29 protein-coding genes and 1 tRNA gene are annotated in these 26,163 nt (G+C 64.4%); 14 read left to right on the forward strand and 16 right to left on the reverse strand.

The features are described from left to right. Positions 1-25: 25 nt before the first annotated feature. Positions 26-1,177 carry a sensor histidine kinase gene (locus LQ955_RS01595; protein WP_231026501.1) on the forward strand — a complete coding sequence of 384 codons (1,152 nt, stop codon included), beginning with the start codon at positions 26-28 and terminating at the stop codon, positions 1,175-1,177. A 22-nt stretch (positions 1,178-1,199) separates the two neighbouring features. Continuing rightward, positions 1,200-1,880, forward strand: coding sequence for a response regulator transcription factor (locus LQ955_RS01600; protein WP_231026502.1), 681 nt, complete (start codon positions 1,200-1,202; stop codon positions 1,878-1,880). 40 nt (positions 1,881-1,920) lie between these two features. Here LQ955_RS01600 and LQ955_RS01605 read toward each other — a convergent pair whose 3' ends face one another. Beyond that, positions 1,921-2,454 (reverse strand): hypothetical protein, encoded by a 534-nt coding sequence (locus tag LQ955_RS01605; RefSeq protein ID WP_231026503.1) that lies wholly within the window; start codon positions 2,452-2,454, stop codon positions 1,921-1,923. Positions 2,455-2,631: 177 nt separating this feature from the next. Here LQ955_RS01605 and LQ955_RS01610 point away from each other — a divergent pair, with 177 nt between their 5' ends. The 4 genes from LQ955_RS01610 to rlmB all read left to right on the forward strand — a co-directional run bounded on the left by LQ955_RS01610 (position 2,632) and on the right by rlmB (position 6,925). Beyond that, complete coding sequence (locus tag LQ955_RS01610; RefSeq protein WP_188674974.1) at positions 2,632-3,114, forward strand: CarD family transcriptional regulator; 483 nt, start codon at positions 2,632-2,634, stop codon at positions 3,112-3,114. A gap of 71 nt (positions 3,115-3,185) precedes the next feature. Further along, positions 3,186-4,382: a 2-C-methyl-D-erythritol 4-phosphate cytidylyltransferase gene (gene ispD, locus LQ955_RS01615; protein WP_231026504.1), complete on the forward strand. Its 1,197-nt coding sequence runs from the start codon at positions 3,186-3,188 to the stop codon at positions 4,380-4,382. 43 nt (positions 4,383-4,425) lie between these two features. Further along, a complete protein-coding gene (gene cysS / locus LQ955_RS01620; protein ID WP_231026505.1) occupies positions 4,426-5,844 on the forward strand; it encodes a cysteine--tRNA ligase in 1,419 nt (472 codons plus the stop codon). Next, entirely contained in the window at positions 5,837-6,925 is a 1,089-nt protein-coding gene (gene rlmB, locus LQ955_RS01625) for a 23S rRNA (guanosine(2251)-2'-O)-methyltransferase RlmB (RefSeq protein ID WP_231026506.1), read from the forward strand. The genes cysS and rlmB overlap by 8 nt, the downstream gene beginning before the upstream one ends. A gap of 83 nt (positions 6,926-7,008) precedes the next feature. On the opposite strand, the gene LQ955_RS01630 is transcribed toward rlmB, so the two are convergent. From LQ955_RS01630 to LQ955_RS01645, 4 genes are all read right to left on the reverse strand, one after another. Then, on the reverse strand, positions 7,009-7,449 hold the full coding sequence (locus LQ955_RS01630; protein WP_231026507.1) for an OsmC family peroxiredoxin: 441 nt from the start codon (positions 7,447-7,449) through the stop codon (positions 7,009-7,011). Between the two features lie 70 nt (positions 7,450-7,519). Then, a complete protein-coding gene (locus LQ955_RS01635) occupies positions 7,520-7,978 on the reverse strand; it encodes a MarR family winged helix-turn-helix transcriptional regulator (protein ID WP_231026508.1) in 459 nt (152 codons plus the stop codon). Positions 7,979-8,054: 76 nt separating this feature from the next. After that, on the reverse strand, positions 8,055-9,347 hold the full coding sequence (locus tag LQ955_RS01640) for a DUF4032 domain-containing protein (RefSeq protein ID WP_231026509.1): 1,293 nt from the start codon (positions 9,345-9,347) through the stop codon (positions 8,055-8,057). A gap of 132 nt (positions 9,348-9,479) precedes the next feature. Continuing rightward, on the reverse strand, positions 9,480-10,583 hold the full coding sequence (locus LQ955_RS01645; RefSeq protein WP_231026510.1) for an ABC transporter ATP-binding protein: 1,104 nt from the start codon (positions 10,581-10,583) through the stop codon (positions 9,480-9,482). A 207-nt stretch (positions 10,584-10,790) separates the two neighbouring features. On the opposite strand from LQ955_RS01645, the gene LQ955_RS01650 reads away from it, so the two are divergent. From LQ955_RS01650 to LQ955_RS01660, 3 genes are all read left to right on the forward strand, one after another. Continuing rightward, a complete protein-coding gene (locus tag LQ955_RS01650; protein ID WP_231026511.1) occupies positions 10,791-11,687 on the forward strand; it encodes a DsbA family protein in 897 nt (298 codons plus the stop codon). 89 nt (positions 11,688-11,776) lie between these two features. Next, complete coding sequence (locus LQ955_RS01655; RefSeq protein ID WP_231026512.1) at positions 11,777-12,733, forward strand: SGNH/GDSL hydrolase family protein; 957 nt, start codon at positions 11,777-11,779, stop codon at positions 12,731-12,733. 103 nt (positions 12,734-12,836) lie between these two features. Then, positions 12,837-12,912, forward strand: a tRNA-Thr gene (locus LQ955_RS01660). Between the two features lie 68 nt (positions 12,913-12,980). Here LQ955_RS01660 and LQ955_RS01665 read toward each other — a convergent pair. After that, entirely contained in the window at positions 12,981-13,556 is a 576-nt protein-coding gene (locus LQ955_RS01665) for a TetR/AcrR family transcriptional regulator (RefSeq protein WP_231026513.1), read from the reverse strand. 27 nt (positions 13,557-13,583) lie between these two features. On the opposite strand from LQ955_RS01665, the gene LQ955_RS01670 reads away from it, so the two are divergent. Further along, positions 13,584-14,549 carry a ketopantoate reductase family protein gene (locus LQ955_RS01670; RefSeq protein ID WP_231026514.1) on the forward strand — a complete coding sequence of 322 codons (966 nt, stop codon included), beginning with the start codon at positions 13,584-13,586 and terminating at the stop codon, positions 14,547-14,549. A 60-nt stretch (positions 14,550-14,609) separates the two neighbouring features. Here the strand turns inward: LQ955_RS01670 and LQ955_RS01675 are convergent, their stop codons facing one another. Then, positions 14,610-15,434, reverse strand: a complete 825-nt coding sequence (locus LQ955_RS01675) for an SDR family NAD(P)-dependent oxidoreductase (RefSeq protein WP_231026515.1) — start codon at positions 15,432-15,434, stop codon at positions 14,610-14,612. Between the two features lie 86 nt (positions 15,435-15,520). Between LQ955_RS01675 and LQ955_RS01680 the strand changes: the two genes are divergently transcribed. Beyond that, entirely contained in the window at positions 15,521-16,111 is a 591-nt protein-coding gene (locus tag LQ955_RS01680) for a TetR/AcrR family transcriptional regulator (protein ID WP_231026516.1), read from the forward strand. Positions 16,112-16,316: 205 nt separating this feature from the next. Next, positions 16,317-16,994 (forward strand): endonuclease/exonuclease/phosphatase family protein, encoded by a 678-nt coding sequence (locus LQ955_RS01685; RefSeq protein ID WP_231026517.1) that lies wholly within the window; start codon positions 16,317-16,319, stop codon positions 16,992-16,994. Between the two features lie 138 nt (positions 16,995-17,132). On the opposite strand, the gene LQ955_RS01690 is transcribed toward LQ955_RS01685, so the two are convergent. The 6 genes from LQ955_RS01690 to LQ955_RS01705 form a co-directional block, all read right to left on the reverse strand. Then, positions 17,133-17,741 (reverse strand): class I SAM-dependent methyltransferase, encoded by a 609-nt coding sequence (locus tag LQ955_RS01690; protein ID WP_231026518.1) that lies wholly within the window; start codon positions 17,739-17,741, stop codon positions 17,133-17,135. Between the two features lie 210 nt (positions 17,742-17,951). Then, on the reverse strand, positions 17,952-18,527 hold the full coding sequence (locus LQ955_RS01695; protein ID WP_231026519.1) for a hypothetical protein: 576 nt from the start codon (positions 18,525-18,527) through the stop codon (positions 17,952-17,954). 170 nt (positions 18,528-18,697) lie between these two features. Continuing rightward, the gene (locus LQ955_RS20160) at positions 18,698-18,997 is read right to left on the reverse strand and encodes a DUF732 domain-containing protein (protein ID WP_390623504.1); all 300 of its coding nucleotides are present in this window, start codon (positions 18,995-18,997) and stop codon (positions 18,698-18,700) included. A gap of 263 nt (positions 18,998-19,260) precedes the next feature. Continuing rightward, positions 19,261-19,689, reverse strand: coding sequence for a putative quinol monooxygenase (locus LQ955_RS20165; RefSeq protein ID WP_390623418.1), 429 nt, complete (start codon positions 19,687-19,689; stop codon positions 19,261-19,263). A gap of 134 nt (positions 19,690-19,823) precedes the next feature. Next, entirely contained in the window at positions 19,824-20,654 is an 831-nt protein-coding gene (locus LQ955_RS01700; protein WP_231026520.1) for a class II glutamine amidotransferase, read from the reverse strand. A gap of 138 nt (positions 20,655-20,792) precedes the next feature. Beyond that, positions 20,793-21,326: an alpha/beta fold hydrolase gene (locus LQ955_RS01705; RefSeq protein WP_231026521.1), complete on the reverse strand. Its 534-nt coding sequence runs from the start codon at positions 21,324-21,326 to the stop codon at positions 20,793-20,795. 142 nt (positions 21,327-21,468) lie between these two features. Between LQ955_RS01705 and LQ955_RS01710 the strand changes: the two genes are divergently transcribed. Continuing rightward, complete coding sequence (locus tag LQ955_RS01710; protein WP_231026522.1) at positions 21,469-22,728, forward strand: serine hydrolase domain-containing protein; 1,260 nt, start codon at positions 21,469-21,471, stop codon at positions 22,726-22,728. 18 nt (positions 22,729-22,746) lie between these two features. On the opposite strand, the gene LQ955_RS01715 is transcribed toward LQ955_RS01710, so the two are convergent. After that, a complete protein-coding gene (locus tag LQ955_RS01715) occupies positions 22,747-23,313 on the reverse strand; it encodes a GrpB family protein (protein ID WP_231026523.1) in 567 nt (188 codons plus the stop codon). Positions 23,314-23,396: 83 nt separating this feature from the next. Between LQ955_RS01715 and LQ955_RS01720 the strand changes: the two genes are divergently transcribed. After that, entirely contained in the window at positions 23,397-23,738 is a 342-nt protein-coding gene (locus tag LQ955_RS01720; protein ID WP_231026524.1) for a YciI family protein, read from the forward strand. Positions 23,739-23,842: 104 nt separating this feature from the next. On the opposite strand, the gene LQ955_RS01725 is transcribed toward LQ955_RS01720, so the two are convergent. Together LQ955_RS01725 and LQ955_RS01730 are read right to left on the reverse strand one after the other, a co-directional pair. Next, on the reverse strand, positions 23,843-25,303 hold the full coding sequence (locus tag LQ955_RS01725; protein WP_231026525.1) for an ATP-binding protein: 1,461 nt from the start codon (positions 25,301-25,303) through the stop codon (positions 23,843-23,845). Then, positions 25,296-25,976, reverse strand: coding sequence for a response regulator transcription factor (locus LQ955_RS01730; protein WP_231026526.1), 681 nt, complete (start codon positions 25,974-25,976; stop codon positions 25,296-25,298). The genes LQ955_RS01725 and LQ955_RS01730 overlap by 8 nt, the downstream gene beginning before the upstream one ends. Positions 25,977-26,163 lie beyond the last annotated feature (187 nt).

Raw genomic sequence — 26,163 nt, forward strand, 5'->3', positions numbered from 1 at the left:
ACCGCGAGTCATTAGTGTAGTCGCTATGGATTCAGGCTCGACGGTGCTGCTCTCTGTGGCCCTCGGTCTGGCCATAGGATCGGGCTTCGTGTTCATTCTCTTCGCGGCGTCACGCCGGAGTGAACGCGCGGCCACCATCGTCGATCCCTCCGTTCCCGACGGCGTCGACCAGGTGATCGACGCGCTCGACTCCGCCGGAATCGTGCTCGACCCCTCGAACAACGTGGTGAAGGCGTCGCCCGCCGCGCTGTCGTTCGGCCTGGTCTGGAACCAGGGTCTCGTGCATCCGGAGCTCGTCTCGATGGCAGACTCTGTCAGACGCACGGGCGTGCCCGTCTCGGCCGACGTCAGCCTGCCTCGCGGGCCGTTCGGTGACGCGACCATCCACTTGTCGGTGCGTGTCGCCCGGCTCGGCAGCCGTTACCTGCTGCTGCTGGCCGACGACCGCACCGAGGCGCACCGACTCGAAGAGGTGCGCCGCGACTTCATCGCGAACATCAGTCACGAGCTGAAGACTCCGATCGGTGCCATCTCCCTGTTGGCCGAGGCGCTCGAGCCGGCCTCAGACGACCCGCCCCAGGTGCGCAAGTTCGCCAAGCGCCTCGAGACCGAGGCCCTGCGCCTCGGCCGCATCACCCGTGAGATCATCGAGCTCAGCAGGTTGCAGGCCTCTGACGTGCTCACCGGGGCCGCGCTGGTCGACGTCGACACGGTGGTCGCCAACGCCATCGACCAGAACCACGTGCAAGTGGATGCCCGTATGGTCACTGTCGTCAGCGGCGGCGACGCGGGTGCCGAAGTGTTCGGCGACGAGGGCCTGCTGGTGCTGGCGCTGCACAACCTCATCGCGAACGCGGTGCAGTATTCGGGGGAGGGAACCCGCATCGGCGTGGGGGTGCGCGTACACGACGGCATCGTCGAGATCGCTGTCACCGACCAGGGCATCGGAATTCCCGAAGAAGATCTGAGCCGGGTGTTCGAGCGCTTCTTTCGCGTCGACCAGGCTCGCTCGCGTAACACCGGCGGCACCGGCCTCGGCCTCAGCATCGTCAAACACATCATCGAGAACCACGGCGGCGACATTCGTGTCTGGTCGCAACCGGCGCACGGCTCGACGTTCACCATCCGGCTTCCGGCAGCCTCGCACGCCGCGACTGCCGCCCTCCCAGCCTCATAGCACCACTTAGGAGCAATAAACAGTGATCCACATTCTGCTGGTCGAAGACGAAGCTTCGCTGAGCGAGCCGCTGGCCTACCTGCTCAGCCGCGAAGGGTACGAGGTCACCGTGGCGCCCGACGGGCCGAGCGCGCTGACCGAGTTCGATCGCGGCGGCGTCGATCTCATTCTGCTCGACCTCATGATTCCGGGTATTCCGGGCACCGAGGTGTGCCGTCAGATCCGCACGCGGTCGCAGGTGCCCATCATCATGCTCACGGCGAAAGACTCCGAGGTCGACGTCGTGGTGGGGCTCGAACTCGGCGCCGACGACTACGTCACGAAGCCGTACTCGTCACGCGAGCTGCTGGCGCGCATCCGGGCCGTCATGCGACGGCGCACCGAAGCGGATGATCTGGGTGAACCCGTGCTCGAGGCCGGCCCCGTGCGCATGGATGTCGAGCGCCACACCGTTGCGGTCGGCGGCGTCGAGACGGCCATGCCCTTGAAGGAGTTCGAGCTGCTCGAGCTTCTGCTGCGCAACGCGGGCCGGGTGCTCACCCGCGGTCAGCTCATCGACCGCGTCTGGGGATCCGACTACTTCGGCGACACCAAGACGCTCGATGTTCACATCAAGCGCATCCGCTCGAAGATCGAGAAGGCGCCCTCAGACCCGGTGCTGCTGGTAACAGTACGCGGCCTCGGCTATCGCTTCGAGGCCTGAGCTGAGCTGAGCTGAGCTGAGCGTGAGCCTCAGCTGAGCCTCAGCCGCCGATGGCAGCGTCAGCCGGTGCGAGACCCTTGAACTGCGGCCAGTCGGAGGTCAGCACCGGAACGAGCAGCTTGGTGCCGGTCTCGTTGCCGTACTGGAAGTAGACGGGAAACAGTGTTCCGGCTTTCACATCGAGACCGGTGAAGATGATCTTCGAGTCGGTGACGCCGCCGATGGTGACCGTGTTCGAGATCTTCCCAGGGGCCCCGCTCTCGTTCGCCTTGTTCACGTAGGCGTTCTCGGTGACTGTCGTTCCGGCGGCATTCACATACTGGATGTTGACCAAGATGCCGGTCGTCGTGTCGGTGTTCACGAGAGTGGCGATGAGACTGGCGGTCTTGCCGTCGTCACTGATCAGCGTCACGTTCCTCATCGACAGGTTCGGATCGACGTTGCCCTCGACGCCGTCGGCCGCTTCTTTGATGCTCGTCGTCGCCTGGGGCGTAATGAAGGCGCAGCCCGAGGCCCCGACGCTGAGCGCCAGTGCAACCACAATGGATGCCGCAAACCGTGACCGTGCTCTCACAAAACCCTCCAGAAGTGGATGCCGCTGCCGCGTCACCGGCCTCGCAGAGAGGCAAGTTACACAGGCGGTAAAACGCTTTGAGTTTAGCCTATAGGCACGACGACCTCGAGACGGTTAGGCGAACCTTACTACAAGTCGCCTGTGGTAAACTTGACAGTCTAGAAGGGACATCACTACATGCTTTTTGAGGTTGGCGAAACTGTCGTTTACCCGCACCACGGTGCGGCGACGATTTCAGAGGTGAAGACCCGCATCATCAAGGGTGAGGAGAAAATCTACCTCAAACTGCGCGTGACGCAGGGCGACCTCACCATCGAAGTTCCCGCAGACAACGTCGATCTGGTCGGCGTTCGCGACGTCATCGGCAAAGAAGGCCTCGACAAGGTCTTCGAAGTTCTGCGTGCACCGTTCACCGAAGAACCCACGAACTGGTCGCGCCGATACAAGGCGAACCTCGAGAAACTCGCCTCTGGCGACGTCATCAAGGTGAGCGAGGTCGTTCGCGACCTGTGGCGCCGTGATCAAGACCGCGGTCTGTCTGCCGGTGAGAAGCGCATGCTCGCGAAGGCGCGGCAGATCTTGATCTCCGAGCTCGCGCTCGCTGAGAAGACCGACGAAGAGAAGGCCTCGCTCGTTCTCGACGAGGTTCTGGCCTCGTAGTCGTTCCACGACACGGCGCCGCGACACACTCCATTCCGACCGACTCCACTACTCGAAGCCGCGCCGATCACGTGACCGTCTCTGTTGCCGTCATCGTGGTCGCCGCGGGCAGTGGATCACGTCTCGGGTACTCGTTGCCCAAAGCGCTGGTCGGTCTGGTGCAGCGCCCCATTCTGTCGCGCTCGCTCGATCCCATTTTCGCGCTCGAGCGCGAGGTGCAACTCGTGGTCGTCGTGCCGCGACAGCACTCGGCACTGGCCGAGCAGATCGTTCGTGACACGGCCGGCCGGGCATCCACGTCGTGCACCGTCGTCGTGGGTGGTTCTAGCCGGCAGGAGTCTGTGGCAGCGGGCCTCGCGGCCCTCACGCCGGGCATCGAGGTTGTTCTCGTGCACGACGCGGCACGGGCGCTCACCCCTGTGGCGCAGTTCGAGGCGATCATCGACGCGGTCGAGACCACGGGTCTGGCGGCGATTCCGGGCCTGCCGGTGAGCGACACCATCAAGCGAACCGATGGATTCGGCAAGGCCGTGGCCACGGTCGACCGCTCGGAGCTCTCTGCCGTGCAGACGCCGCAGGGGTTTCCGCGGGCGCAGCTCGAGGCGGCCTATTCCGGCGCCTCGGGCGACTTCACCGACGACGCTGCGCTGGTGGCGGCCGCCGGGCACGACGTGACCATCATTCACGGCGACCCGCTCGCCTTCAAGATCACGACTCCGTGGGACTTGCGGCGTGCCGAGCAGCTGCTCGCCGCCACAGTGCCGGTCGCGCTGCCGCGCACGGGGCTCGGGGTGGATGCCCACGCCTTCGTGGCGGTCGACGCAGCCGCTGCAGCCGCTGGCGGTGCGAAGGTGCTCTGGCTGGCCGGCCTGCCGTGGCCGGACGAAACCGCTCTCGAAGGTCACAGTGACGGCGACGCCGTCGCCCACGCGATCTGTGATGCGCTGCTCTCTGCCGGCGGGCTGGGCGACATCGGCAGCGTGTTCGGCACGAGCGACCCGCGGTTCGATGGCGCGCACGGCGACGTGTTTCTCACCGAAACCGTTCGGCTCGTCACCGAGGCGGGCTTTCGCATCGGCAACGTGTCGGTGCAACTGATCGCCGCGCGACCACGGTTCTCGCCACGGCGGGCTGAAGCCGAGGCGGTGCTGTCGGGCATCCTGGGTGCCCCGGTGAGCGTCTCGGCGACGACGACCGACGGGCTCGGGTTCACCGGGCGCGCGGAGGGTGTGATGGCGATCGCGACAGCGCTGGTCTACCCGCGCTGACGCTTGAACGTCATGAAGGGCATCCCTCTCCTAAACTGAGCGGGTGACTCTACGCCTTTATGACTCCAAGCAGCGCGCGCTGGTTGACTTCGTTCCCCTCGTTGCCGGCAAGGTGGGAGTCTACGTCTGCGGCCCGACGGTGCAGTCGGCCCCGCACATCGGCCACCTGCGCTCGGCGCTCGCCTACGACCAGCTGCGCCGCTGGTTCAGCTACAGCGGCTACGACGTCACCTTCGTGCGAAACGTCACCGACATCGACGACAAGATTCTGATCAACGCCGCCGCGTCGGGTGAGGAGTGGTGGGCGCTCGCGTACCGCACCGAGCTCGAGTTCACGGCCGCGTACAACGCCATCGGCGTCTTGCCGCCCACCTACGAGCCGAGGGCGACCGCGAGCATCCCCGAGATGATCGCGATCATCGAACGGCTCGTGGATGCTGGGCACGCCTATGCCGCAGAAGACGGTTCGGGCGATGTCTACTTCGATACCGTCTCGTGGCCGCAGTACGGCGAGCTCACCCACCAGAAGCTCGACGATATGGCTTCGGCCGCCGACTCCGAAGAGCGCGGAAAGCACGACGTGCGCGACTTCGCGCTCTGGAAGGGGCACAAAGAGGGCGAGCCGCTCACCGCCGCCTGGCAGAGCCCGTGGGGCGCCGGCCGGCCGGGCTGGCACATCGAATGCTCGGCGATGTCGACGAAGTACCTCGGCACCCAGTTCGACATTCACGGCGGCGGGCTCGACCTGCGGTTTCCGCATCACGAGAACGAGCTGGCGCAGTCGCACGCGGCGGGCGATCCGTTCGCGAACTACTGGCTGCACAACGGGCTCGTCTCGGTGGTCGGCCAGAAGATGAGCAAGTCGCTCGGCAACTCGGTGTTCGCCTCCGAGCTCATCGCCAGCGCTCGGCCGCTCGTGCTGCGCTACTACCTCGGCGCCAACCACTACCGGTCCACGCTGGAGTTCCACGATGGAGCTCTGGCCGAGGCCGAAGCCGCTCTCGGGCGCATCGAAGGGTTCGTCGAACGGGCCGTCAGAAGGCTCGAGGGCACGCGTTTCGCCTCAGAGACCGTAGAATTGGTTCCCGACGAGTTTCGCGAGGCCATGAACGACGACCTCAGCGTTCCCCAGGCGCTCGGAGTGCTGCACGAAACGGTGCGCTCCGGCAACGCCGCGCTCGACTCTGAAGACTTCGCCGAAGCGGCAAGACTTCTCGGCCAGGTGTACGCCATGACCAGCATTCTGGGCATCAACCCGCTCGACACACAGTGGTCGGCGGGCGAGGCGAGTTCGATGGCCAGCGCGCTGTCGAGTCTGGTCGAGCGGCTTCTCGAAGACCGCGAGATCGCACGCAAAGCACGCGACTTCGCCACAGCAGATCGCATTCGCGAGGAGCTGGCGCAGGTCGGTATCACGATTGAAGACACCTCAACGGGTGCACATTGGAGTTTTGATGGCTAGTTCAGGCAAGAAGCCCGGCCGCCCCGGCGCGGTCCGCCGCACCAGCAAGGGCCCCGCCGTGGGTTCGGGCGGGCAGGGCCGCCAGGCCCTCGAGGGCAAGAAGCCCACGCCCAAGGCCGAAGACCGGCCGTACCACCCCGCGGGCAAGGCGAAGGCCGCCAAAGAGCGCTACGCCGCCGCGGGTGGCAAGGGCAAGCCCGGCCAGCCCGAGAAGCGTCAGCGCATCGCGGGCGAGGGTCGCGCCGGTGCCGGTCGTCCTGGTGGGCGCGGCACGGGCCCGCAAGACCCCTCACGCCAACAGCGCCGCCCGGCCGCCAAGGGGGAGGAGAGCGAAGTCGTAACGGGCCGCAACTCCGTCGTCGAGGCGTTGCGCGCCAAGATCCCCGCGACCGCGCTCTACATCGGCACTCGCGTGGAGTACGACGAGCGCGTGAAAGAGATTTTGTCGCTCGCCAACAACCGGGGCATCCCGGTGCTCGAGGTCATGAAGCCCGAGCTCGACCGCCTCGCCGGGTTCGACTCGGTGCACCAGGGTGTCGCGTTGAAGGTTCCGCCGTACGAGTACGCCCACCCCGTCGACCTCTACGACGAGGTGCTCGCACGCCGCGAGGTGCCATTACTGGTGGCACTCGACGGCATCACCGACCCGCGCAACCTGGGTGCGATCATCCGTTCGACCGCCGCGTTCGGCGGCCAGGGCGTCATCGTGCCCGCGCGCCGCTCGGTAGGGCTCACCGCTTCGGCCTGGAAGACGTCTGCCGGCGCCGCCGCACGCACGCCTGTGGCCATGGCCGCGAACCTCACGCAGACGCTCAAGGCGCTGAAGCAGAAGGGTGCATTCGTGCTCGGCCTCGACGGCGACGGCGACGTGCAGCTGCCAGAACTCGCTCTCGCGAACAGCCCTGTGATCATCGTGGTCGGCAGCGAAGGCAAGGGCCTCTCGCGGCTCGTCACCGAAACGTGCGATGCCATCGTGTCGATTCCCATCAGCGCCACTACGGAATCGCTCAACGCCGGTATCGCCGCCAGCGTCACCCTCTACGAGATCTCGCGCCTGCGCACCCTCGCCGCCAAGCGCTGACGCCTCGACCTCGCCTCCTTCAGATCACGAAAAACGCCCCAAAACACTGGTTTTAGGGCGTTTTTTGTGATCCGAGCTACGGGTTACTGCTCGAGAGTGGCGTCGAGGGTGATGTCAACGCCGGTGAGAGCCTTGGAGACGGGGCATCCGGCCTTGGCGTCGAGCGCGGCGGCCTGGAAGGCGGCGTCGTCGATGCCGGTGACCTCGCCCGACACGGTGAGGTGGATGCCCGAAAGCTTGAACCCGCCCGCAGAGTCCGGCCCGAGCGTGACGTCGGCCTTCACATCGAGAGCCTCGACCGTTCCGCCGGCGGCACCGAGAATGGCCGAGAACTGCATGGCGTAGCACGCGGAATGCGCGGCGGCCAGCAGCTCCTCGGGGCTGGTGAATCCGTTGGCCTCGTCGGCGGCGCGCTTCGGGAACGAGACGTCAAAGGTAGCGAGCTTCGAGCTACTGAGCTCGACCTGGCCTTCGCCGGTCTCGAGGCTGCCGTTCCAGGCGGTGCGTGCGGTGCGTGTGGGCATGGTGTTTCTCTCTTTCGATGGGTGGATGGGTCGGTGAGAACGGGTCGGTGAAGCGGGTTCGTGTGAACGGTCAGACAGAACTGCGTACGTTGTCAGCGAAAGCGAAGACCTGGTCGCGCAGCGCACCGATGGCCTCGACGCTGAGACCGGATGCCCCGCACACCAGTTCAGGAAACCGAGTGGTCTGCGCGCGCAACTCGTCGCCGGCCGGAGTGAGCGAGACCAGCACAGAGCGCTCGTCGTTGACGCTGCGGTTTCGCGTCACGAGCCCGGCCGTCTCGAGGCGGCGCAGCAGGGGTGACAGCGTGCCCGAATCGAGTTGCAGGCGCGCGCCGAGGTGCGACACCGTCACCGGCTCGGACTCCCAGAGCACGAGCATCACGAGGTACTGCGGGTAGGTGAGCCCGAGAGGCTCGAGCAGCTCACGGTAGCGCGCCGTCATCGCCCTCGAGGCGTTGTACAGCGCGAAGCAGATCTGCTCATCGAGCAGGGGCGCGACGTGTTGGGGGGCGGATCCTCGGCTGGCCATGAACCGAATCTAACACATTGTGCGCAACCAAGTTGCACACAACCGATCTTCGGGAGTTCGGAATCGTGGCGGCGGGTCAGACGGTGAGGCGCCAGTCGTCGTCGGCGACGGCGCCCGCCTGCACGGTGATGGGCAGCGTGATCATGCCGGTGGGCGGCCCGACCACGGTCGCCTCGTCGCGGCGGTGCCGCAGAATGTCGTTGATGTAGGAGTTGAGCGCCTCCGACAGCGGCACGTCGCGGTTCTGCTGTTGGCTCATGAACCAGCGGTGCTCGAGGAGCTGGTGAAACACCTCGGCCGGCTCGAGTTTGCCCTTGAGGTCTTTGGGAATCGCTCGCACGACCGGCTCGAAAACCCGCGCCAGCCACTCGTGCGCCAGCATCTCCTCGTCAGAATCCTTACGCCCGAAGCGCAGCGTGTACGAGTCGAGATCGTTCAGCAGGCGCCTCGCCTGGTTCTCACCGGCGTCGAGCCCGGTGAGGCGCAACAGGCGGCGCTGGTGGTGCCCGGCATCCACCACCTTCGGCTGAATGCGCACCGTGCTGCCGTTCGCATCGGTCTTGATCGCGAGTTCTTCGATGTCGAAGCCGAGGTCGTTCAGGCGATCGACGCGCTCGTTGATGCGCCATCGCTCGGAGGAGGCGAACGACTCCGAGCCGGTGAGCTCTTTCCAGAGCGACCGGTAGGCCGCCACGATTCCATCGCTGATGCGAATTGGGTCGAGTTCGTCGGCGACCTTGCCGCCGGCCTCGAGGTCCATCAGCTCGCCGGCGATGTTGACCCGGGCGATCTCGAGGTCGTTCTCGCGTTGTCCGTTCGAGAGACCGCCGTCGTAGAGCTGGCCGGTCTCGGCGTCGACGAGGTAGGCCGCAAAGGCGCCGGCATCACGCCGGAACAGCGTGTTCGAGAGCGAGACGTCACCCCAGAAGAAGCCGATGATGTGCAGGCGCACCAGGAGTACTGCCAGAGCATCCACCAGCCGTGTCGCCGTGTCGGGGCGCAGGGTCTGCGAGAAAAGGGCGCGGTAGGGCAGCGAGAATTTGAGGTGACGTGTAACCAGCACCGAGTTCAGGTCGTCGCCGTTCGTATCTGTGCGGTTCGTGATGACCGCGAGCGGGTCGACGCACGGCACATCGAGGCCCTGCAGGGTGCGCAGCATGGCGTATTCGCGCTTCGCCATCTCGTCGGTGGTCTCTTTGATGGCGACGACGTGGCCGCTGAGGTGCGCGAACCGCACCAGGTGGCGTGAGATGCCCTTGGGCAGCGAGGCGATGTTCTCGTTCGGCCACTCGTCGAGTGGCAGGTGCCAGGGCAGGTCGAGCAGCGCGGGGTCGACCGTGGCTGCGGTGATGTTCAGTGAGCCGGTCAAGGGATGCTCCTCAGCTCCGGTGGGTTTCGATGCTGCATGGCGCGGTACGTTGTGGTGCCGAAAATGCGTCGGGCCTGACGGTCACTGCTGCGGTGGCAGCAGAACTCGGCAGGCCCGACGGGGTGTCGTTGACTACGCGGCGACGACCGGCTTGTTGCCGACGCGCTGCCCGGTCTCGTTGTCGAAGAGGTGCAGGTGGCCGGGCTTGGCGGTGAGGTAGACCTTCTCGCCCGCGTTCGGGTGAACACGACCATCGACTCGCGTCACCAGGTCGGTGCGCTTGCCGTTGACGTCGGAGTGACCGTAGAGGTAACCGTCGGCACCGAGCTCTTCGATCAGGTCGATGTCGACCGGCAGGCCCTCGCCGAACGTCTGAGCGACCACGATGTCTTCGGGGCGAACGCCGATGGTGACCGTCTTGGCGTTGACAGAAGCGAGAAGCTCGCGCTCGACCGGAATCACCGAGGTGCCGAACTGCACACCGCCGTCGACCACGTCTGCGACCAGCAGGTTCATGGCCGGGCTGCCGATGAAGCCGGCGACGAACACGTTCTCGGGCTTCTCGTACAGGTCGCGCGGGGTGCCGACCTGCTGCAGCAGGCCGTCTTTCAGTACGGCGATACGGTCGCCCATGGTGAGCGCCTCGGTCTGGTCGTGCGTGACGTAGACCGTGGTGACGCCCAAGCGACGAACGAGCGACGCGATCTGGGTGCGAGTCTGAACGCGCAGCTTGGCGTCGAGGTTCGACAGCGGCTCGTCCATGAGAAAGACCTGGGGCTGGCGCACGATGGCGCGGCCCATGGCGACGCGCTGACGCTGACCACCCGAGAGCGCCTTCGGCTTGCGGCCGAGGTAGGGCTCGAGGTCGAGCAGCTTGGCGGCCTCGAGCACGCGGGTGGCGCGCTCTTCTTTGTTCACGCCGGCGATCTTGAGCGCGAAGCCCATGTTCTCGGCGACCGTCATGTGCGGGTAGAGCGCGTAGTTCTGAAAGACCATCGCGATGTCGCGGTCTTTCGGCGGAACGTCGGTGACGTCGCGGTCGCCGATGAGAATGCGGCCCGAGTTGACCTCTTCGAGGCCCGCGAGCATACGCAGCGAGGTCGACTTTCCACAACCCGAGGGGCCGACGAGAACCAGAAACTCGCCGTCGGCGGTTTCGAGGTTGAGCTGGTCGACCGCGGGGCGGGTCGATCCCGGGTAGAGCCGGGTTGCATGGTCGAAAGTGACTGATGCCATGGTTGTACTACTCCTTCACCGGCAGGTACGTGCCGGACGATCCGTTGTGATGGATAAGCGAGCCAGCGACGGTGGTGGCCCACACCCAGTATGGCACGGGTGCCGTCTGGCGCATTCCCAGACAGATTCATTACTATCTATGGATGCCCGCTAGCGGTTTCGGCGCCGGCAAACCCTTTCTTTCATCCCGAATCCCGGAGTACCACCATGACCAACGGCAGTGCAGACGACCGCCAGAACAAGAACCAGCGGCGGGAGGCCGCTCGCGAGAAGGCGAAGGCACTTCGCGAGGCCCAGCACAAGAAAGACGTGCGCAACCGGGCCATTCTGTTCAGCGGAATCGGCGTGGTGGTCATCGCCATCATCGTGTGCGTGGCGCTCATCCTGGTGAGCTCCATGAAGACGGCCGGCCCCGGCCCCGCCAACATGGCCAGCGACGGCATCAAGATCGGCACCAACAACGTCGCCGTCACCACGCCGGCGCTGGCGGCCGGTCAGCAGCCCACGCCGAGTGCTACCAACGCCGCGGGCGTGCTCGACATCCGCGTCTACATCGACTACATGTGCCCCTACTGCGGCCAGTTCGAGACCACCAACCTCACCCAGATCGACAAGTGGGTGAATCAGGGCGCGGCAACCTATGAGGTGCATCCGCTGTCGCTGCTCGACCGTTCGTCGCTCGGTACCAAGTACTCCACCAGGGCGGCCAATGCTGCCGCGTGCGTCGCGAACTACTCGCCGAACAACTTCTTCGACTTCAGTTCGCTGCTCTTCGCCAACCAGCCGCAAGAGAATACCTCCGGGCTGACAGATGCCCAGTTGCAGGGGTTCGCGACGCAAGCGGGCGTCAGCTCGAGCGACCAGATCAACGCCTGCATCACGAACGGCGACTTCAAGAACTGGGTGGCAGACGCGACAACCCGCGCGACGACAGAACCGTTGCCGGGCTCCACCGTGTCGAAGGTCACCGGAACACCGACCGTGCTCGTGAACGGCCAGCAGTACCAGGGCTCCTTGACCGACGCCAACGCGTTCGCGAACTTCGTGCTGCAGGTGTCGGGTCAAGAATCGACCGCGACGCCGACCCCGACGCCCAGCTCGTAACAGGGCCACGGGCGGGGGAGTGCGGTCTCTGCCGGCGGTAGAATAGTTCGTATTAAGCAACTATCTCCGGTGAGGGGCGATGCAACCGCATGACGAGCGTGACGCAGCAGAGCACCGCTAGACGTTCGATTCTGCGAACGGGTCTGCACGGCGTCACGACGGCGGGCGCGTGGATGCTCGCGACCACCGTTGTGCTGAGCCTGGTCTCGGTGGCAGAGGGGTTCGTCGCGTACCGCCGGCTCTCGAGAACCCGACTCACGGTGAAACCGTCGCGATCGGGCATCATCGGTGAGGGTTTGGGCGGGCATCCGCTCTCGTTCGCCGTGCTCGGCGATTCGCTTGCCTACGGCTACGGTGCGGGCGACCCCGACCAGAGCGTGGGGGTGCTTCTGGCCAACGGACTGTCGCAGGCATCGGCGCGCCCGGTGAAATTGCGCAACGTCGCTGTGATCGGTGCAGAGTCGCGCGACCTCGACCAGCAGATCGACCTGCTCGTCGACGAAGGGCTCGAGCCCGGTGTAGCGCTCATCGTGATCGGCGGCAACGAGGTGATGCGGCTGCACAGCGTCACCGATTCGGTCTGGTATCTCGGGCAGGCGGTGCGTCGCCTGCGAGGGCTGGGCTGCCGCGTCGTCGTTGCGACCTGCCCCGACATGGGAACCGTGCGTCCGTTCGTGCCGCCGCTGCGGTTCGTGGCGCACTGGCTCAGCCGGGTGCTCGCCACGGCGCAGACCATCGTCGTGCTGCGCGCCGGCGGTCGAGCTGTGTCGCTCGCCGATACGGTCGGGGCGGTGTTCCGCTCTGACCCGCGCACCATGTTCGCCGAAGACCACCTGCACCCTTCGTCGGCGGGCTACGCCCGGGCGGCGGATGCTCTGCTGCCCAGCATCTGCGCCGCGGCGGGTTTTCGGCAGCCGACTGCGCCCGACGACCGCGTGCCGCATCGCGTCTACCGGCACGGGCGCACCAGCCCGATGCTCGTGTGGCTCGCGTTCCGCGCGTCGCAGCGCGGTGGCACCGAGTCGGTGTCGCTGCCGCGGCGGTAGCGGGCGTTGGCGTGGTGCTAGCGGGCGCTGGCGTGTGCGCGGGCGATGCTGCCGTGCACGGGCATCCGCTCGACCGTGTCTAGAATGGGGTGTTGTTCGACGTGCCGGCGTGGCGCAATTGGTAGCGCACCGCTCTTGTAAAGCGGGGGTTGCGGGTTCAAGTCCCGCCGCCGGCCCCACACCCCTTGTAGACCCCTTGTAGAGATCGGGATCCGCGGCTATCGCCGCATCTCAGGGTCAGTCGCCGTCATGATGGCGCTTTTCTGAGGCCGGCGAGAAGTAGTTCGACAGCCGCACGCGATTCCTGTTCCCAGAGTGGCCGGTCGGTTGCGGATCCGATGCCGTGCAGCACGATCATTACCGCCCCGACAGCCACGTCGTTTCGGATGGCGCCGTCGCTGGCCGCACGGGTCAGGAGGTCGGCGACAGTGCGCTCGAGTTCGATTCCGCCTTCGGCCTGCGCGGCCGGGTCTACGACGGCTGCGAGCGTGCGCGCGAGCCCGATGTGCGCGACCACGTACTCCACGAAACCGCGCAGAAACGCATCGAGGTTCTCACCAGCAGACCGAGCCGGGTCGCGAGCCTGATCGCAGAGCGCGGCTACCTCTTCTTCGTATACCGCCGCAGCCAATTCCTCTCGTGTGGGGAAGTTGCGATAGAGCGTTCCGACTCCCACGCCGGCACGCGCCGCGAAATCATCGAAGCGTATGTGCTCGTTCTGATCGAACACGTTCCGGGCGGCCTCCACAATCGCATCCCGGTTGCGGCGCGCATCCGCTCGCTGCGCTCGTATCGCGGCCACGATGAGACCTCTCGTTGACAATTGGAGATTGTCTCCATATTCTCGTAAATGGAGACAGGCTCCATCTTAGCGAAGGAGCAACACATGCGTATTCTGATGTTCGGTCGCGGAGTGATCGCGACGATCTATGGTCGTGTTCTTCACGCGGCTGGGCACGACGTCGAGTTCTACGTGCGACCGGGTCGCGCTGCGGAGTATGGGGATGCGGTGCAGCTGGATTGGATCGACGGGCGCCGCAAGCCGGTCGGCCGACGGGTTCGGGAGTCGTTCCGAACCCCGTTGCGAGAATCCATCGACGCAGGCGACGGCTTCGATGTGATCGTGCTCAGCGTCGGGCACCATCGGCTCGCGGAGGCCGCCCGGTTTCTCGCTCCCCGGGTGGGCACCGCGACGATACTGGTGTTCGGCAATCTCTGGCAAGAACCGCTCGCCGCAGTCGCGCCGCTCCCGGCCGATCAACTTGTGTTCGGGTTTCCGCAAGCGGGCGGCGGTTTCCGGCAAGACGGCGTGTTGTCGGGCGCGCTGTTGCCATCGGTGATCATCGGCATGACGGCCGCCTCGCTGACGCAGCGGGAACAGGCGGTGATCATGGCGTTCCGGCACGCAGGTCTCGCCGTTCGGCAGGAGGAGGATATGCGTGGATGGCTGTGGCTGCACTTCATCGCCGACGCCGGCATGTTCGCCCAAGCGATGCGGAGCGGTTCACTGGCGAAGATGATCGGAGACCCCCGAGCGCTGCGCGAAGCGTTCGTGACCACTCGCGAGCTGCTGCCGGTTCTCGAGGCCCGGGGTGTCGACCTCCGCCGGCACCGCGCCGCGATGCTGCCGTATCGGCGGCCCCGGCTGGTCGCAGCGGTGTTCGGGTGGGCGAGCATGCTCATCCCGATCGCCCGGCGGAGCCTCGAAGCACACACCGATCCGCACGCCGCGGAGGCGGTGGCCGTCATCGATGACACGCTACGTGAAGCGCACCGGCTCGGCATCCCCGCCCCGCGGCTTCTTTCGCGACGATGAATGCGGTGAGCGCGTCGATCCACTGCTCGAACGCGTCGAGATGGGCGTGACGCGAGGCATTCAGTGGGACGCGGATGAGGTAGCGCGGCGTGCTGGGTCGGTCATCCGGTGCATGATGGTGGCTGTGGATCGTCGCGGGATGAAGGCCAGTAGCGGTGCGGTGATTCTGTTGGTTCCGCCGTCGATCACGCTGGGTCCAGGGTTGCGCTTCGCGAGATGGCTGAGTGCGGTTGCGACGACCTGGTCTGGCGAGCGCATTTTTGCGCCTGCGGTCGCGTCGTCGGTGCCGACGACGGCGTTGAATTCGGAGCTCGTTGCACCGGGTGAGAGGGCGAATACGGTGACTCCGGTTCCGCGAGTTTCAGCCCACAATGATTCTGTGAAGCTCAGGATGAATGCCTTCGCCGCGCCATAGACGGCCATTCGAGGCGTCGGCGTGTAGGCCGCCATGCTGGCGACGTTGATCAGAAACCCGGAACCGGCAGCGATGAAGCCGGGCAGGAATGCGGAAGTCAGCCGCACAGGTGTCAGCACGTCGACTGTCAGTTCCTGAGTCAGTCGGTCGGGGTCTTCTGTCGTGAATGACCCGAAGGTTGCAAAACCGGCGTTGTTGATCAGAGACGTCGCAGTGAGGCCTGCGGCGGTGATGGATCTCACGAGATCGGCGGCGGCTGTCGGGGACGCAAGATCTTGCGCGATCGGCGTCGCGTTGATGCCGTACGCCTCATGGAGCTCGGCTGACAGTTGCTGCAGCCGATCGAGTCGTCGGGCGACCAGGATGAGGTTCGCTCCACGTTTCGCGAGTGCCAGGGCGAACGAGGCGCCGATGCCTGAACTGGCGCCCGTGATGAGAACGGTGTGCTCGTGGAAGTCGTTGAGAGACATGTGGCTCCAATACGCGGGTTGTAATTTGACACTGTACGCCGCACTGACACCGAGTGTCAATGAGGCATCGAGGGTAGGATGGCGTCATGAGTACCGAATCGTCGTTGTGGGCCCGATCGCGGCAAGCTGCGTTCGCCGAGATCACGAGCGTTGCAATGCGATTGTTTCTCGAGAACGGTTTCGAACAGACAACCATCGACGAGATAGCGTCGACCGCGGGAATTTCGCGCCGGTCGTTCTTTCGATATTTCGGCACGAAGGAAGACATCGTGCTCGGTGATTTGGCGAACCAAGGCGCTCTCGTTCGAGACGCCTTGGAAGCCGTGCCGCTCACCGTCGGACCATGGGATGCTCTCAGCGACGCCATGAATGCCGTCGGCGCCCTTGAAGTAGATCCAGGTGCCACGCTCAAGATCTCCAAGATGATGTACAACACTCCGTCGCTTCGATCGCGCAGGATCGAAAAGCATCTGCAGTGGCAATCGCTACTGGTACCCAACATCCGTCTCCGGCTCGGCACCGAGGCGGACGATCCGCAAGACCCCGCCGCAGATGCGATCGTCGCGACAGCGATCGCATGCCTAGACGTGGCCGGAGAAATCTGGACACGAGGCAACGGAATCACAGACCTCGCCGCGCTCTACGAAAAGTCCCTCCGCGCGGTGAGAGACCGATAGGCTCGCCGTCGCCTTCTGAAACGTCAGGCTGAGCTTTAGCCAAAGCGTGTTACCCGTAATCGACGCAAACGTTCCCGCTCATCCACATTTGGAGAAGTCGACTCGGCGTGCCTCGAACATTGCCGTATCGTACGCTCGGAACAACCCGACGCGTGCGAGCGAATCCACGCGTACCACCAGGGCCAGGAGGGGCAGGAGATCCGCTGTGCTGAAAGTGCTCAGCTACAACTTGTGGCATGGTCGCGCCCAGCGCGAGCTGGGGTCGCTCATCACGACCTACGCGCCCGATGTGCTCTGCGTTCAGGAAGCTTACTCATCGAGCCTGCCGACCCGGCTCGGCGACCTGACGCTGGCATCCGGTACGACCGGCAACCGTCTGGCAGTGGCGCTCTACGTTCGCTCCGACCGCTTCGTTGTCGAGGCGGCAGCCAAGGTCAAGCTGTCGATGTCGCGGCATGACCGACTCGTCGGCGGAACCGATCACCGACTGGTCACAGCGCGAGTGCATGACAGACAGACGGGCCGGCGCTTGGTTCTGGGGTCGTTCCACGGCACACCGTTCACCGACTCCAATTCATTCCGACGCCTCCAGGTCGACGACGCCCACGAAGCTCTTCGGAGGCTGGGGCCGGGCCTGCCGACGGTGATGGCCGGCGACTACAACCATCCCATTTTGCTCAGCATGCTCCGTCGCCACCTCAAACGTCGCGGCTTCACGGTAGCTCGCACAGCCACCAGCACCTTCCACAAAAACCGGAGCCTCGTGCGAGGTAAGTTCGACCTCGCCACCATCTCCGGCCTTGATGTCAGCCACGCCGAGGTGCTGCCCCGAGGAGCATCAGACCACCGCCCGGTACTCTTCACCTTCGAATACTCCCGCTGAACGGACGATCAGCATGTTCGGAAGGAACGCTATCGCGCAAGCCCGTGCACGGGGGCTGGGCGGCGCAGGTCGGGTAGGTCAGGTAAGCGATCCTGTTACCGTCGGGGCTGATCGAGACGTACCTTGTCGGATCCCTGCTCAGCGGGGATCCCTGCGTCGAGCGCTGATCGCGGCTTGAGGGCGCTGGCCCGCAGTTTTCCGCACATGCGATTCGACAACGTCGAAGCCAGCGCGGCCCAGCTCGGCACTGATCGCGTCCACGGGCCACCGGTAAGCCGGTGTGACCGCGTGTTCGAACTTCTCGACCGCCGGTCCCTCGAAGAACCCGACCAGCAGTGTGCCTCCAGGTTTGAGCACGCGGCTGAACTCGTGCAGGGGAACCTGGATTTCGTCGGGCGCGTAATGAATGAGTGAGTACCACGCCAGAACCCCACCGACCGAATTGGTGCCAGCATTGATTGAATCCAGATTCTCCGGTGCGAAATCAGCGCTAGGGAATGCGTTTGTGGCATGAGCGATGAATTCAGGCACGTGATCGATGCCCCGAGCGATCAGGCCCTGCTGCATAAGGAAGTTCGTCCAATGACCCGGGCCGCAACCCGCATCGATGATGTCGCCATGCACGTCGCTCGCCCACGTAGACACGATCTGCAGATCCGATGGATGAACCGAACTCATCGAGCCCAATAGGTCGATGTACTCCGCCGCCCTGCCGGAGTATGCGGCGCGACTCACTTCGACGGGCATGCCACCAAGTCTAAGCAGACCTCATCGGGATGCCCACAAGCCGGGACTGGATGCGGCAGCGTGCACGAAGACGCCGACGTACAGCACGAGCATCACGAGGATGCAGCCCAAGAAGCACTCGTTACCTGCTCTTTACGACGAGCGGCAATTGACACTTAGCGCGGGAGGGGACCCTCGTCCTGAAGGGGTGCCAGGGGCAAGCCAGGCGGGCTAGCGCCGTTCCGTTCGTTGGCTCTCGTTGAGGGCGGCTAGCAGTGCGTCGCCATCTTGAACGTCGTAAAAGGCCATCAACATGGGGCTTCCGATTCCATCTGTTCCGGTATTTCCAGGCCAGGGTGCTCGCCGCGAGTTGAAGAAATTTCTGGTGCCTTGCCTGTTGTTGTTCCAGACCACCGACACGTGCCGCCGGTCTTGAGCCCACGTCGTCGTGCGATCTGCAACCGCCAAGCCCGTTTCGACGACTCGTCTCCCGTCGGTCAAGAAAGCACGACGGTCGGTGACGGCGTAGGCCGTGGTTCGTTTTCGATAGGCCTTTGTGAAGAACCGGCCGACGATCAAGTACAGCCCGACCAGCACGAACGCTCCGCCGAAGACGAGGAAGAGGGGGCCGCTGTTTTCCGTGACAGCTTGAGTCTCCCAGAAGATCGCGAAACCACCCCAGAGAAGGCTGAAGGGGACAAGCAAGAAATCTGCCCGGGTGAACAAGACGCCGGGGTCACCGCTTCCCGTCCATCGGACGATCTCGCCCGGATGAAGCTCCTTCGTGACGAGGTCAGATATGTTCACACGTCGCAGAATATCAATCGCACGTGGCGACTGACGGAGTCACATTTCGCCAGACCGTGGTGCGTCAGGCCATCGAAGCGCCGTGATTGCAGCTCGCTAGGGGCTCCGAATCCGCGCGCAGCCTATTCACCGACTGCAGCAGCCTCGTTGTTGTGCGATTGGCTTGCTCTTCATCTCCCGCGCAACCCATTAGGGCAATACTCACGTGCGGCCGACGTCACCACAGCGGTTGCAAGATTACTGCCGACTCCTTCTGCGGTAAGTCTGTCCGCAAGATCTGACTGAGTGGCTCGTCCCGAGACGAGCAATCCGCATGCCTGGTGACCCATAAGTATGAGCGCCTCGTCGGTCCGGGTTCCGATCTCGTCGGACGCCGTCGCCCGAACTTCAGCCACGAATGTTTTGTCCACCTGTGCGGGTCCGCCCGAAAGATCGAAAACGATTGTTCCACCGACATAAATGACCGTCATAAAGGCCAGCAGACCCAGAAAGGCGAGGACATAATGCTTTTGACCCCACGTGATTCGGCGTTCCAGATACGCCGAGAAGGCCCAAAATGCTCTTCGCCTCCGCGTCACTCTGCGGCCAGCATTGTTGGGGCTACTCACGTGATCAACTTATCCAATGTGGAAATCAGGGAAGACCGCACTCCACGCAGATGGAATCACTGTCCGCCGTCGGCCAAGGTGAGCATCCGACGAGCCGTCCTCCGTCAAGCTTCACCGAGGGGCCCTTATTGAGACAGTCCCGTGATCGAGTACCGACGCTCGATCTCCGCTGTCATCTGTCCCCACTCGCTACTCGCGCCCCTTTCCTGATGGGTCCTGAATACCGTTTCATCCTCGAAGTGCTCTTCGACTCGCCAGATCAATGGGTTAGTCGTCGGCGTAACGTTGAACGCGAGACAGCCCGGCTCGGCCCTTGTCAGACGGATATGCGCCGGGAGATACTCCGCTACCAGGCGCACTTCGTCGAGGTTCCTACAGACCAGTTCACCAGTCAGACGCACACCACTCGTTTGTCGCGACGACCGGTATGTCACCGGTGATGCCGCCGGCGGGGGAGTGCCAGACGCCCGTCGTCCGAGTCGGCTGCTCGAACAATGCTTGTCACGCGTTTGCGCATCAGGCCCTTCAGTTTCTAGGAATCTCGAGGTAAGCACCTACCAACTCGACTCGTGATTGCCGGCTCGTCGGTGAATCTCTAACCAATCTAGTCAGATCCGTTCGTTGCGTTCGGAATCGATTCGAAGGCAGATTCGGCGCGCCCTGCGAGGTTTTCGGAGCGCCCCCAGCGTTACCAGGCCCTGCTGGGAGCAAAGGCGAATTGGGCGAGCTCATCCCCGATGACCAGAGCACTACCGGCCGGCACTTCGCGCCACATTCCGGGAAGGTCGACGAGGGGTTCGGAGACGACCACTCTGGCTGTTTCGGAAAGGTGCGTGAGTCGTTCGCGTTCGGGGTAGAGCATTTGAACCGAGTGAGCGTCTTCGCTGACGAAGAGTGTGTTCGTCACGGGGCCGCTGGAGTAGCGGGCCGCGTACAGCTTTTCGCCGTCGGCCAGACCGATCGTCATTTGCAGTGGTGAATCGATTCCGGCTGCTTCGGCGGTCGCCTCGACGAAGCCCGCCATGCGCTCTAATCCGCCGATCGGGTCGCTTTCTAAACCGAAGGTCAGCGCGAGGTGGAACATCAGTTCTGAGTCCGTTGATCCCTGAATGCTGCTGAACAGGCTCGGATCGACTGCCATGAGCAGCTCGCGCCGAATGCGGGCGAAGTCTGCGATGTATCCGTTGTGCACGAAGAGCCATGTGCCGTAGCGAAACGGGTGGCAGTTGGTCTCTTGCACGGGCGTTCCGGTGGCCGCGCGCACGTGGGCGAGAAACAGTCCGGTCGAGACCTCAGATGCCAGTTCCCGCAGGTTCGCATCGCCCCACGCAGGTGCTTCGCTGCGAAAGAGCGCCGGCTCCGTACTGTGGCCGTACCAGCCCAATCCGGTGCCGTCACCGTTCGGAAGGCCCACGGCGGCCGAGTGCCTTCGGCTTTGCTCGATCAGCGATCGTTCGGTGTCGTAGAGCAGTTCGCGCGGCTCGATGGGAGCGCCGATATATCCGAGCCAGCGACACATGTCGGCCTCCTTGCCACAGTGCATTCAGTCTGACAGGTTTCGTAATGCACGGGGTTTCGGATGCACGGGGTTCGACGTTTCGCGCAACGAGTCGCCTGACGTGCTGCCGACGTGCTCTCGCCGCGAAAGTGCCGCGAGCTAGTCCCAGTCGAGGTAGTCTTCGATCGCCCAGGCGGTCTCCCCGGCACGCGTCTCTGGAAAACGGTGACCCCCGCCTTCGATGGTGACCACGCTGACGAGACCCGGAGTGGCGTCCCGCAGGGCTTCGCCATTTGCCGGGGGAGTGGTTTCGTCGTCGCTCGCTTGAACGACCAGCACCGGGATGCCGGCTGCCGACGGTGACGCGTAGGGTTCCACTCCGAGCAGCAACACTCCGTTCACGCGTTCGTGGTGCTCGATCGCGGCAATGCGCGCGATGATTCCGCCGCTGCCGTGGCCGCCGATCCACGCATGGGCGATGTCGAGATGGTCGAGTACGGCAAGAACATCCTCCGCTCGGCTCGCCTGGATTCTCACAACGCGGAAGTCCGCCGACGACACCAAGTGCGAGAGCGTCGCTAGAGCGTCGAGGTCGGAGCCCTCATCGATCACGAGGGCAAGCGCAGGACCGGCCCCTTCGACGGCGAATGCGATCGTGAGACCATCCGACTCGAAGAACTGCTTGTCACTCATCCCGCTCCCATTCGATTTGTGTGCTCGGCCCGACAGAGGGGCACAGGCCTCGAGAAGGATATAGGAACGAGCGCAAGGCGAGACTAATGTTGGTCGCAGTTTGCCGTGGGGCACGCTGAATTGTTGAGAGCGAAATACCCGAATGAACACTCGCAGCCGGTCTTCCGGGCGCTTTACCGTCATCGTCTCTGCCGCCATCGCGCTCATTCTTGTCGTCGCCGCGACGGTGGGCTGGGCGGTGAACCAGAACCGTTCGACCGCGGCAACGCCGGCCGACTACACATCGGAGGCGAGCGAAATCGCCGCCGTCGTTCAGGATGCGATGCAGACGTCCAGCCTTCAAGCTGTCATCGTTCGGGTGACGAAGGGTGACGATGTCGTCACGGAGCAGGCTTTCGGAAACTCGATGACCGGTATGCCCGCGACGACCGACATGCACTTCAGGAACGGTGCAGTGGCATTTGCCTACATCAGCACGCTTCTGATGGAGTACGTCGACGCTGGCACGGTGAGCCTGGATGACACGATCGACAAGTGGAGCCCCGAACTGCCCGAGTCGAACACGGTCACTCTGAAGATGCTGGCCAATCAGACGACGGGTTATCCAGACTTCGAAAGCGATGTGAACTGGACTGCCTCGTACAACGCGAATCCGTTCCAAGTCTTCAGCTACCAATCGCGCCTCGACTATGCGTTCGACCGTCCGATGGAGTTCGCGCCGGGCACCAACTGGAGCTACTCTCACACCAATTTCATGATTCTGGGAGACATTCTCTCGAAGATCGGCGGCCAGCCGCTCGACGTTCTGCTGCAGAACAAGGTTCTCGGCCCGATGGGGCTCACCCAGACTGCCGCATATGACACCGGCTACATTCCCGAGCCCGTGCTGCACGCGTTCAGTTCCGAGCGGCGTGTGGCGCTCGGGATTCCCGCGGATACCGGTTTCTACGAAGAATCCACGAACTGGAACCCCGTGTGGGGAACTCCTATCGGCGCGGCCGAGACCACGGACATCCGGGACATGACGACCACTGCTGCGGCTATCGGCACGGGCAGTCTGCTGAGCGACGCCAGTTATCACGCGATGACCGATGCGAATCTGATCGGATTCGGGCAGAAACTGCCGGTGTGCGCCGGCGCGTGCTTCACGCTGAGCAACCTCTACAACTACGGGCTCGGGGTGGTGCGTTCGGGGCCGTGGATTCTGCAGAACCCGTTGCTGAGCGGATACAGCGCAACCGAGGCCTACCTCCCCTCGGAGAAGGTCTCGATCGCCGTCGCGGTCACGTTTGCGCCCGGGGCGTTCGCCGCCGATGGAACCTACCCGAACTCCAGCGATTCTCTTTTTCGCGCAATCGGCGCCGTGGTTGCACCCGACAACGCCCCGCCGACCAAGAAGTAACAGCGTCGAGGTGATGGCTCAGGCCCCGCGAGCCGCCCGCGCTCGTGCCTTGATGGCATCGATGACCTCGGTCTTGGCGTCGGCGTAATCGTTCATGTCGCGCCACTGCTTGTTCAGCAAACGCCTCTTGGTGCTCTCGTACAGGGCGCGGTCGTCTGCGTTCGAGCGCAAATGATCGCGGAGCAGAATGTACTCGTCTATGGCAGGATCACCGCGTTCGAGCAGGTGAACATGCACGTCGCGTGCCGCCGTGCGCACGAGGCGGTGGCCCGGCTCGCGAACGCGCAGCTCGTATCCGGCTGCAAGCAGGGCATCGAGGTAATCCTCTTCGGCCGTGATGTCGTCGATGATGACCACGATGTCGATGATCGGCTTAGCTGCGAGCCCGGGCACTGAAGTGGATCCGATGTGTTCGATGTCGACGTGAACCGCGGCGAGAGCATCCCCGATCCGCCGTCGATGGTCTGCGTAGATGGCTGCCCACCGATCGTCGTAGCTGTGCAGCCCCACCTCGACTGCCTCCGCGCCGCCCACCAGTTCGACTGTCGTGGCGTCTGGTCCGCTCGGTTTGCTGCTCTCACTCACACAGAGATCATCGCATCCCGTTCGAGTCTTTCGGCCCAGGAATCCCGGTGGCAAGATGAGGGGATCGACGAGAGGATGCCGACGTGACCTTCTATCTGATCTCCTTTCCGAGCGCAGCGATGCAGCTCGACGCATCGGAATTCGCAGCAGCGGAACGCGATTCTCACGCCGTCATCGCCGAAATGAAGCTCGCGGGCGTCTACCGGTTCGGCGGCGGCATCGATGAGGATGTCGCGGCGGTGCAGGTTGCCGCCGACGGAACGGTCACCCAGCAGACCTACTCGCAGAGCCGCGAACTCAACGGCGGCATGACGATCATCGACGTCGACACTCGGGAAGAGGCCCTCGAGTGGGCGCGCAAGACGACGGTCGGCTGCCGCACGGTGCAGGAGCTGCGGCAGTTCATGGACGACCCCGCGATCTGAGCGTGAAGCGTACCGTCGTGCTTTGTGATGGTCTGCCAGAAGCGGCATACAGAAGCGGCATCCCGAAGCGGCATACCGAACGAAACGAACTCGCAGTTAGCTGATCACGGGGTCGCCTCAGGCGGGCCGGTCGGGATGTCGAGGCGGAACTCGGCGCCGTCGTCTCGGGGTACCGCGCTGAGGTGGGCGTGGTGGTTGTGAGCGATCTGCCGGGCGATGGCGAGTCCGAGTCCTGTTCCTCCGGCAGTGCTGTCGCGGGCCGAATCGAGGCGCACGAGCCGGTCGAAGATGCGCTCTTCTGACCCGGCAGGAAGGGGCGGGCCGTCGTTGCGCACGGTCAGTCGGGCGGTCGATCCGTCGCCGAGTCGAGCGAGGGTGATGTCGATGCGAGTCGCGGCGTGGCGATCGGCGTTGTCGAGAAGATTGCTGACCAGTCGCTCCAGATCGCGTTCGCGACCCCGAACCGTGATGCCCGCACGGATGTCGCGCGCGATCGTATGGCTGAAGACCGACTGGTCTGCGACCGCGCCGATGAGCTGCCCGAAGTCGACGGGGGCGAGATCGGCTGACTGTTCGCTTTCGAGGCTGGTGAGAAGCAGGAGATCGTCACTGAGCAGCTGTAGTCGGCGCGCCTGGCGGATCGCGGCCGCGAGCGTGTCAAACCAGTCGACCGCGTCGGGGTATCGCTCGGCGACCTCAAGTGTGGTGAGGAGCGAGGTGATCGGGCTGCGCAGTTCGTGGGCGGCGTCGTCGAGGAAGCCGCGCTGCAGGGCGTCGCTGCGGTCGAGCCTGCTGAGGAGCGAGTTGAGGGTGATGGCCAATTCTTGTACTTCGTCGGCCGTTCGGGGCACCGGGATGCTCTCGCCGAGGCGCGCGCTGGTGATGGTATTCACGCGCCTGCTCATTCGGGCGATCGGCTGCAACGCGGAGCCGACGCTGAACCACACGGCGATCGCGAGCACGACGACGGCTGCGGGAACGGCGATGGTGATCAGGGTCTGGGTGTCCCGGAGCAGGCTGTTCGTGTCGATGGGAGTCATGACGACGATCACCCGCACGGTCGTTTTGTCTGGCAGGCCGGCCAGGGCGGCTTCGGGAGCGCCGATGTCGGTGTACGCGTCTATCGTGTGAAGAGTCAGACCGTCGAGACGGTTCGACGATGAACCGTGCGTGCGGAGTTGCAGAGTTGTCTCGCGGTAGAGGAATCCGTCGCCGCTGGCGATCAGCGGGTCCCAGCTCTCGGCCGCGATCGGGCCCTGGGTCTGGAACTCGGTGAGATCCCCGCTCGTGGCGAGGATGCGGCCGTCTTGGGTCGAGACTTCGTACGGCAGATCGCCTTGGTAGTTCGCGGGCAGAGTCGCGTCGCTGAGCAGCCCCGTCATGCTCTGCGCCTGGGCGAGGGCGGTCGCTTGCACCGCGGCCTGCTGAGCGCCCGCGACCGCGGTGTAGCCGAGCAGGCCGGCGGGAACCAAGATCGCGGCCGCGACGAGGGTGGCGACCGCGGTGATTCGAATCCGGGTGCGACCCCGAGTGAACCTGCGGGTAGCGGGAGGGCGCTCAATCACGTGCGGGCCGGTCGGCGATGAGACGGTATCCGTGCCCGCGCACCGTGTCGAGCGAGTGCCGCCCGAACGGGGTGTCGATCTTGCGGCGCAGCGACAGGATGCGGGCCTCGAGCACGTTCGGATCCGGTTCTTGTGCGGGCCAGAGCAGGGCGAGAAGGCGGCTCTTGCTCACGGGTTCGTGGGGGGTGCGGGCCAGGATCTCGACGATGCCGAACTCCAGCGGGGTGAGGCTGATCGGGGTGTCTCCGCGCAGGCACGTGCGATTCACCGGATCGATCACGAGATCGCCGACCTCTCTTGTCGACGAGGCGGGTGACGCTCGGCGCACGAGTGCTCGGAGACGCGCCAGGAGCACCGGAAAGAGGAACGGCTTCGTCAAGTAGTCGTCGGCTCCGGTATCCAGCGCCTCTGTCTGGTCGAGCACCCCCGACTTTGCGGTCAGAACGAGAATAGGGGTATCGAGGCCGAGGGTACGCAGCTGGCTGATGACCGAGTATCCGCTCTGATGCGGAATCATCAGGTCGAGAATGATCGCCGCGTACTCGCCATCGAGAGCGAACTGCACCGCAGCCAAGCCGTCGCGGCACACGTCGACCGTGTAACCCTCTGCGCCCAGACCCACTTTGAGGGCCGCGGCGAGATCGGCTTCGTCTTCTACCACGAGCACTCGCATGCTTCGAGTATGACGGGCGCTCCTCAACCGAAACTGATGCGGCCTGACATTTTCGTCAGCGGCGGTCAGTGCGGAGGCCAGAGCACGGCAGAACATCGACTCGTGCAAACTTTTCGACACCTCATTGCCCGCCTGCGACATCCCGCGGCTCTGGCTTCAGCCGTCGTTTTCGTCGTCTGGGTCATTG

Source organism: Subtercola endophyticus, from assembly GCF_021044565.1.
Taxonomy (GTDB): domain Bacteria; phylum Actinomycetota; class Actinomycetes; order Actinomycetales; family Microbacteriaceae; genus Subtercola; species Subtercola endophyticus.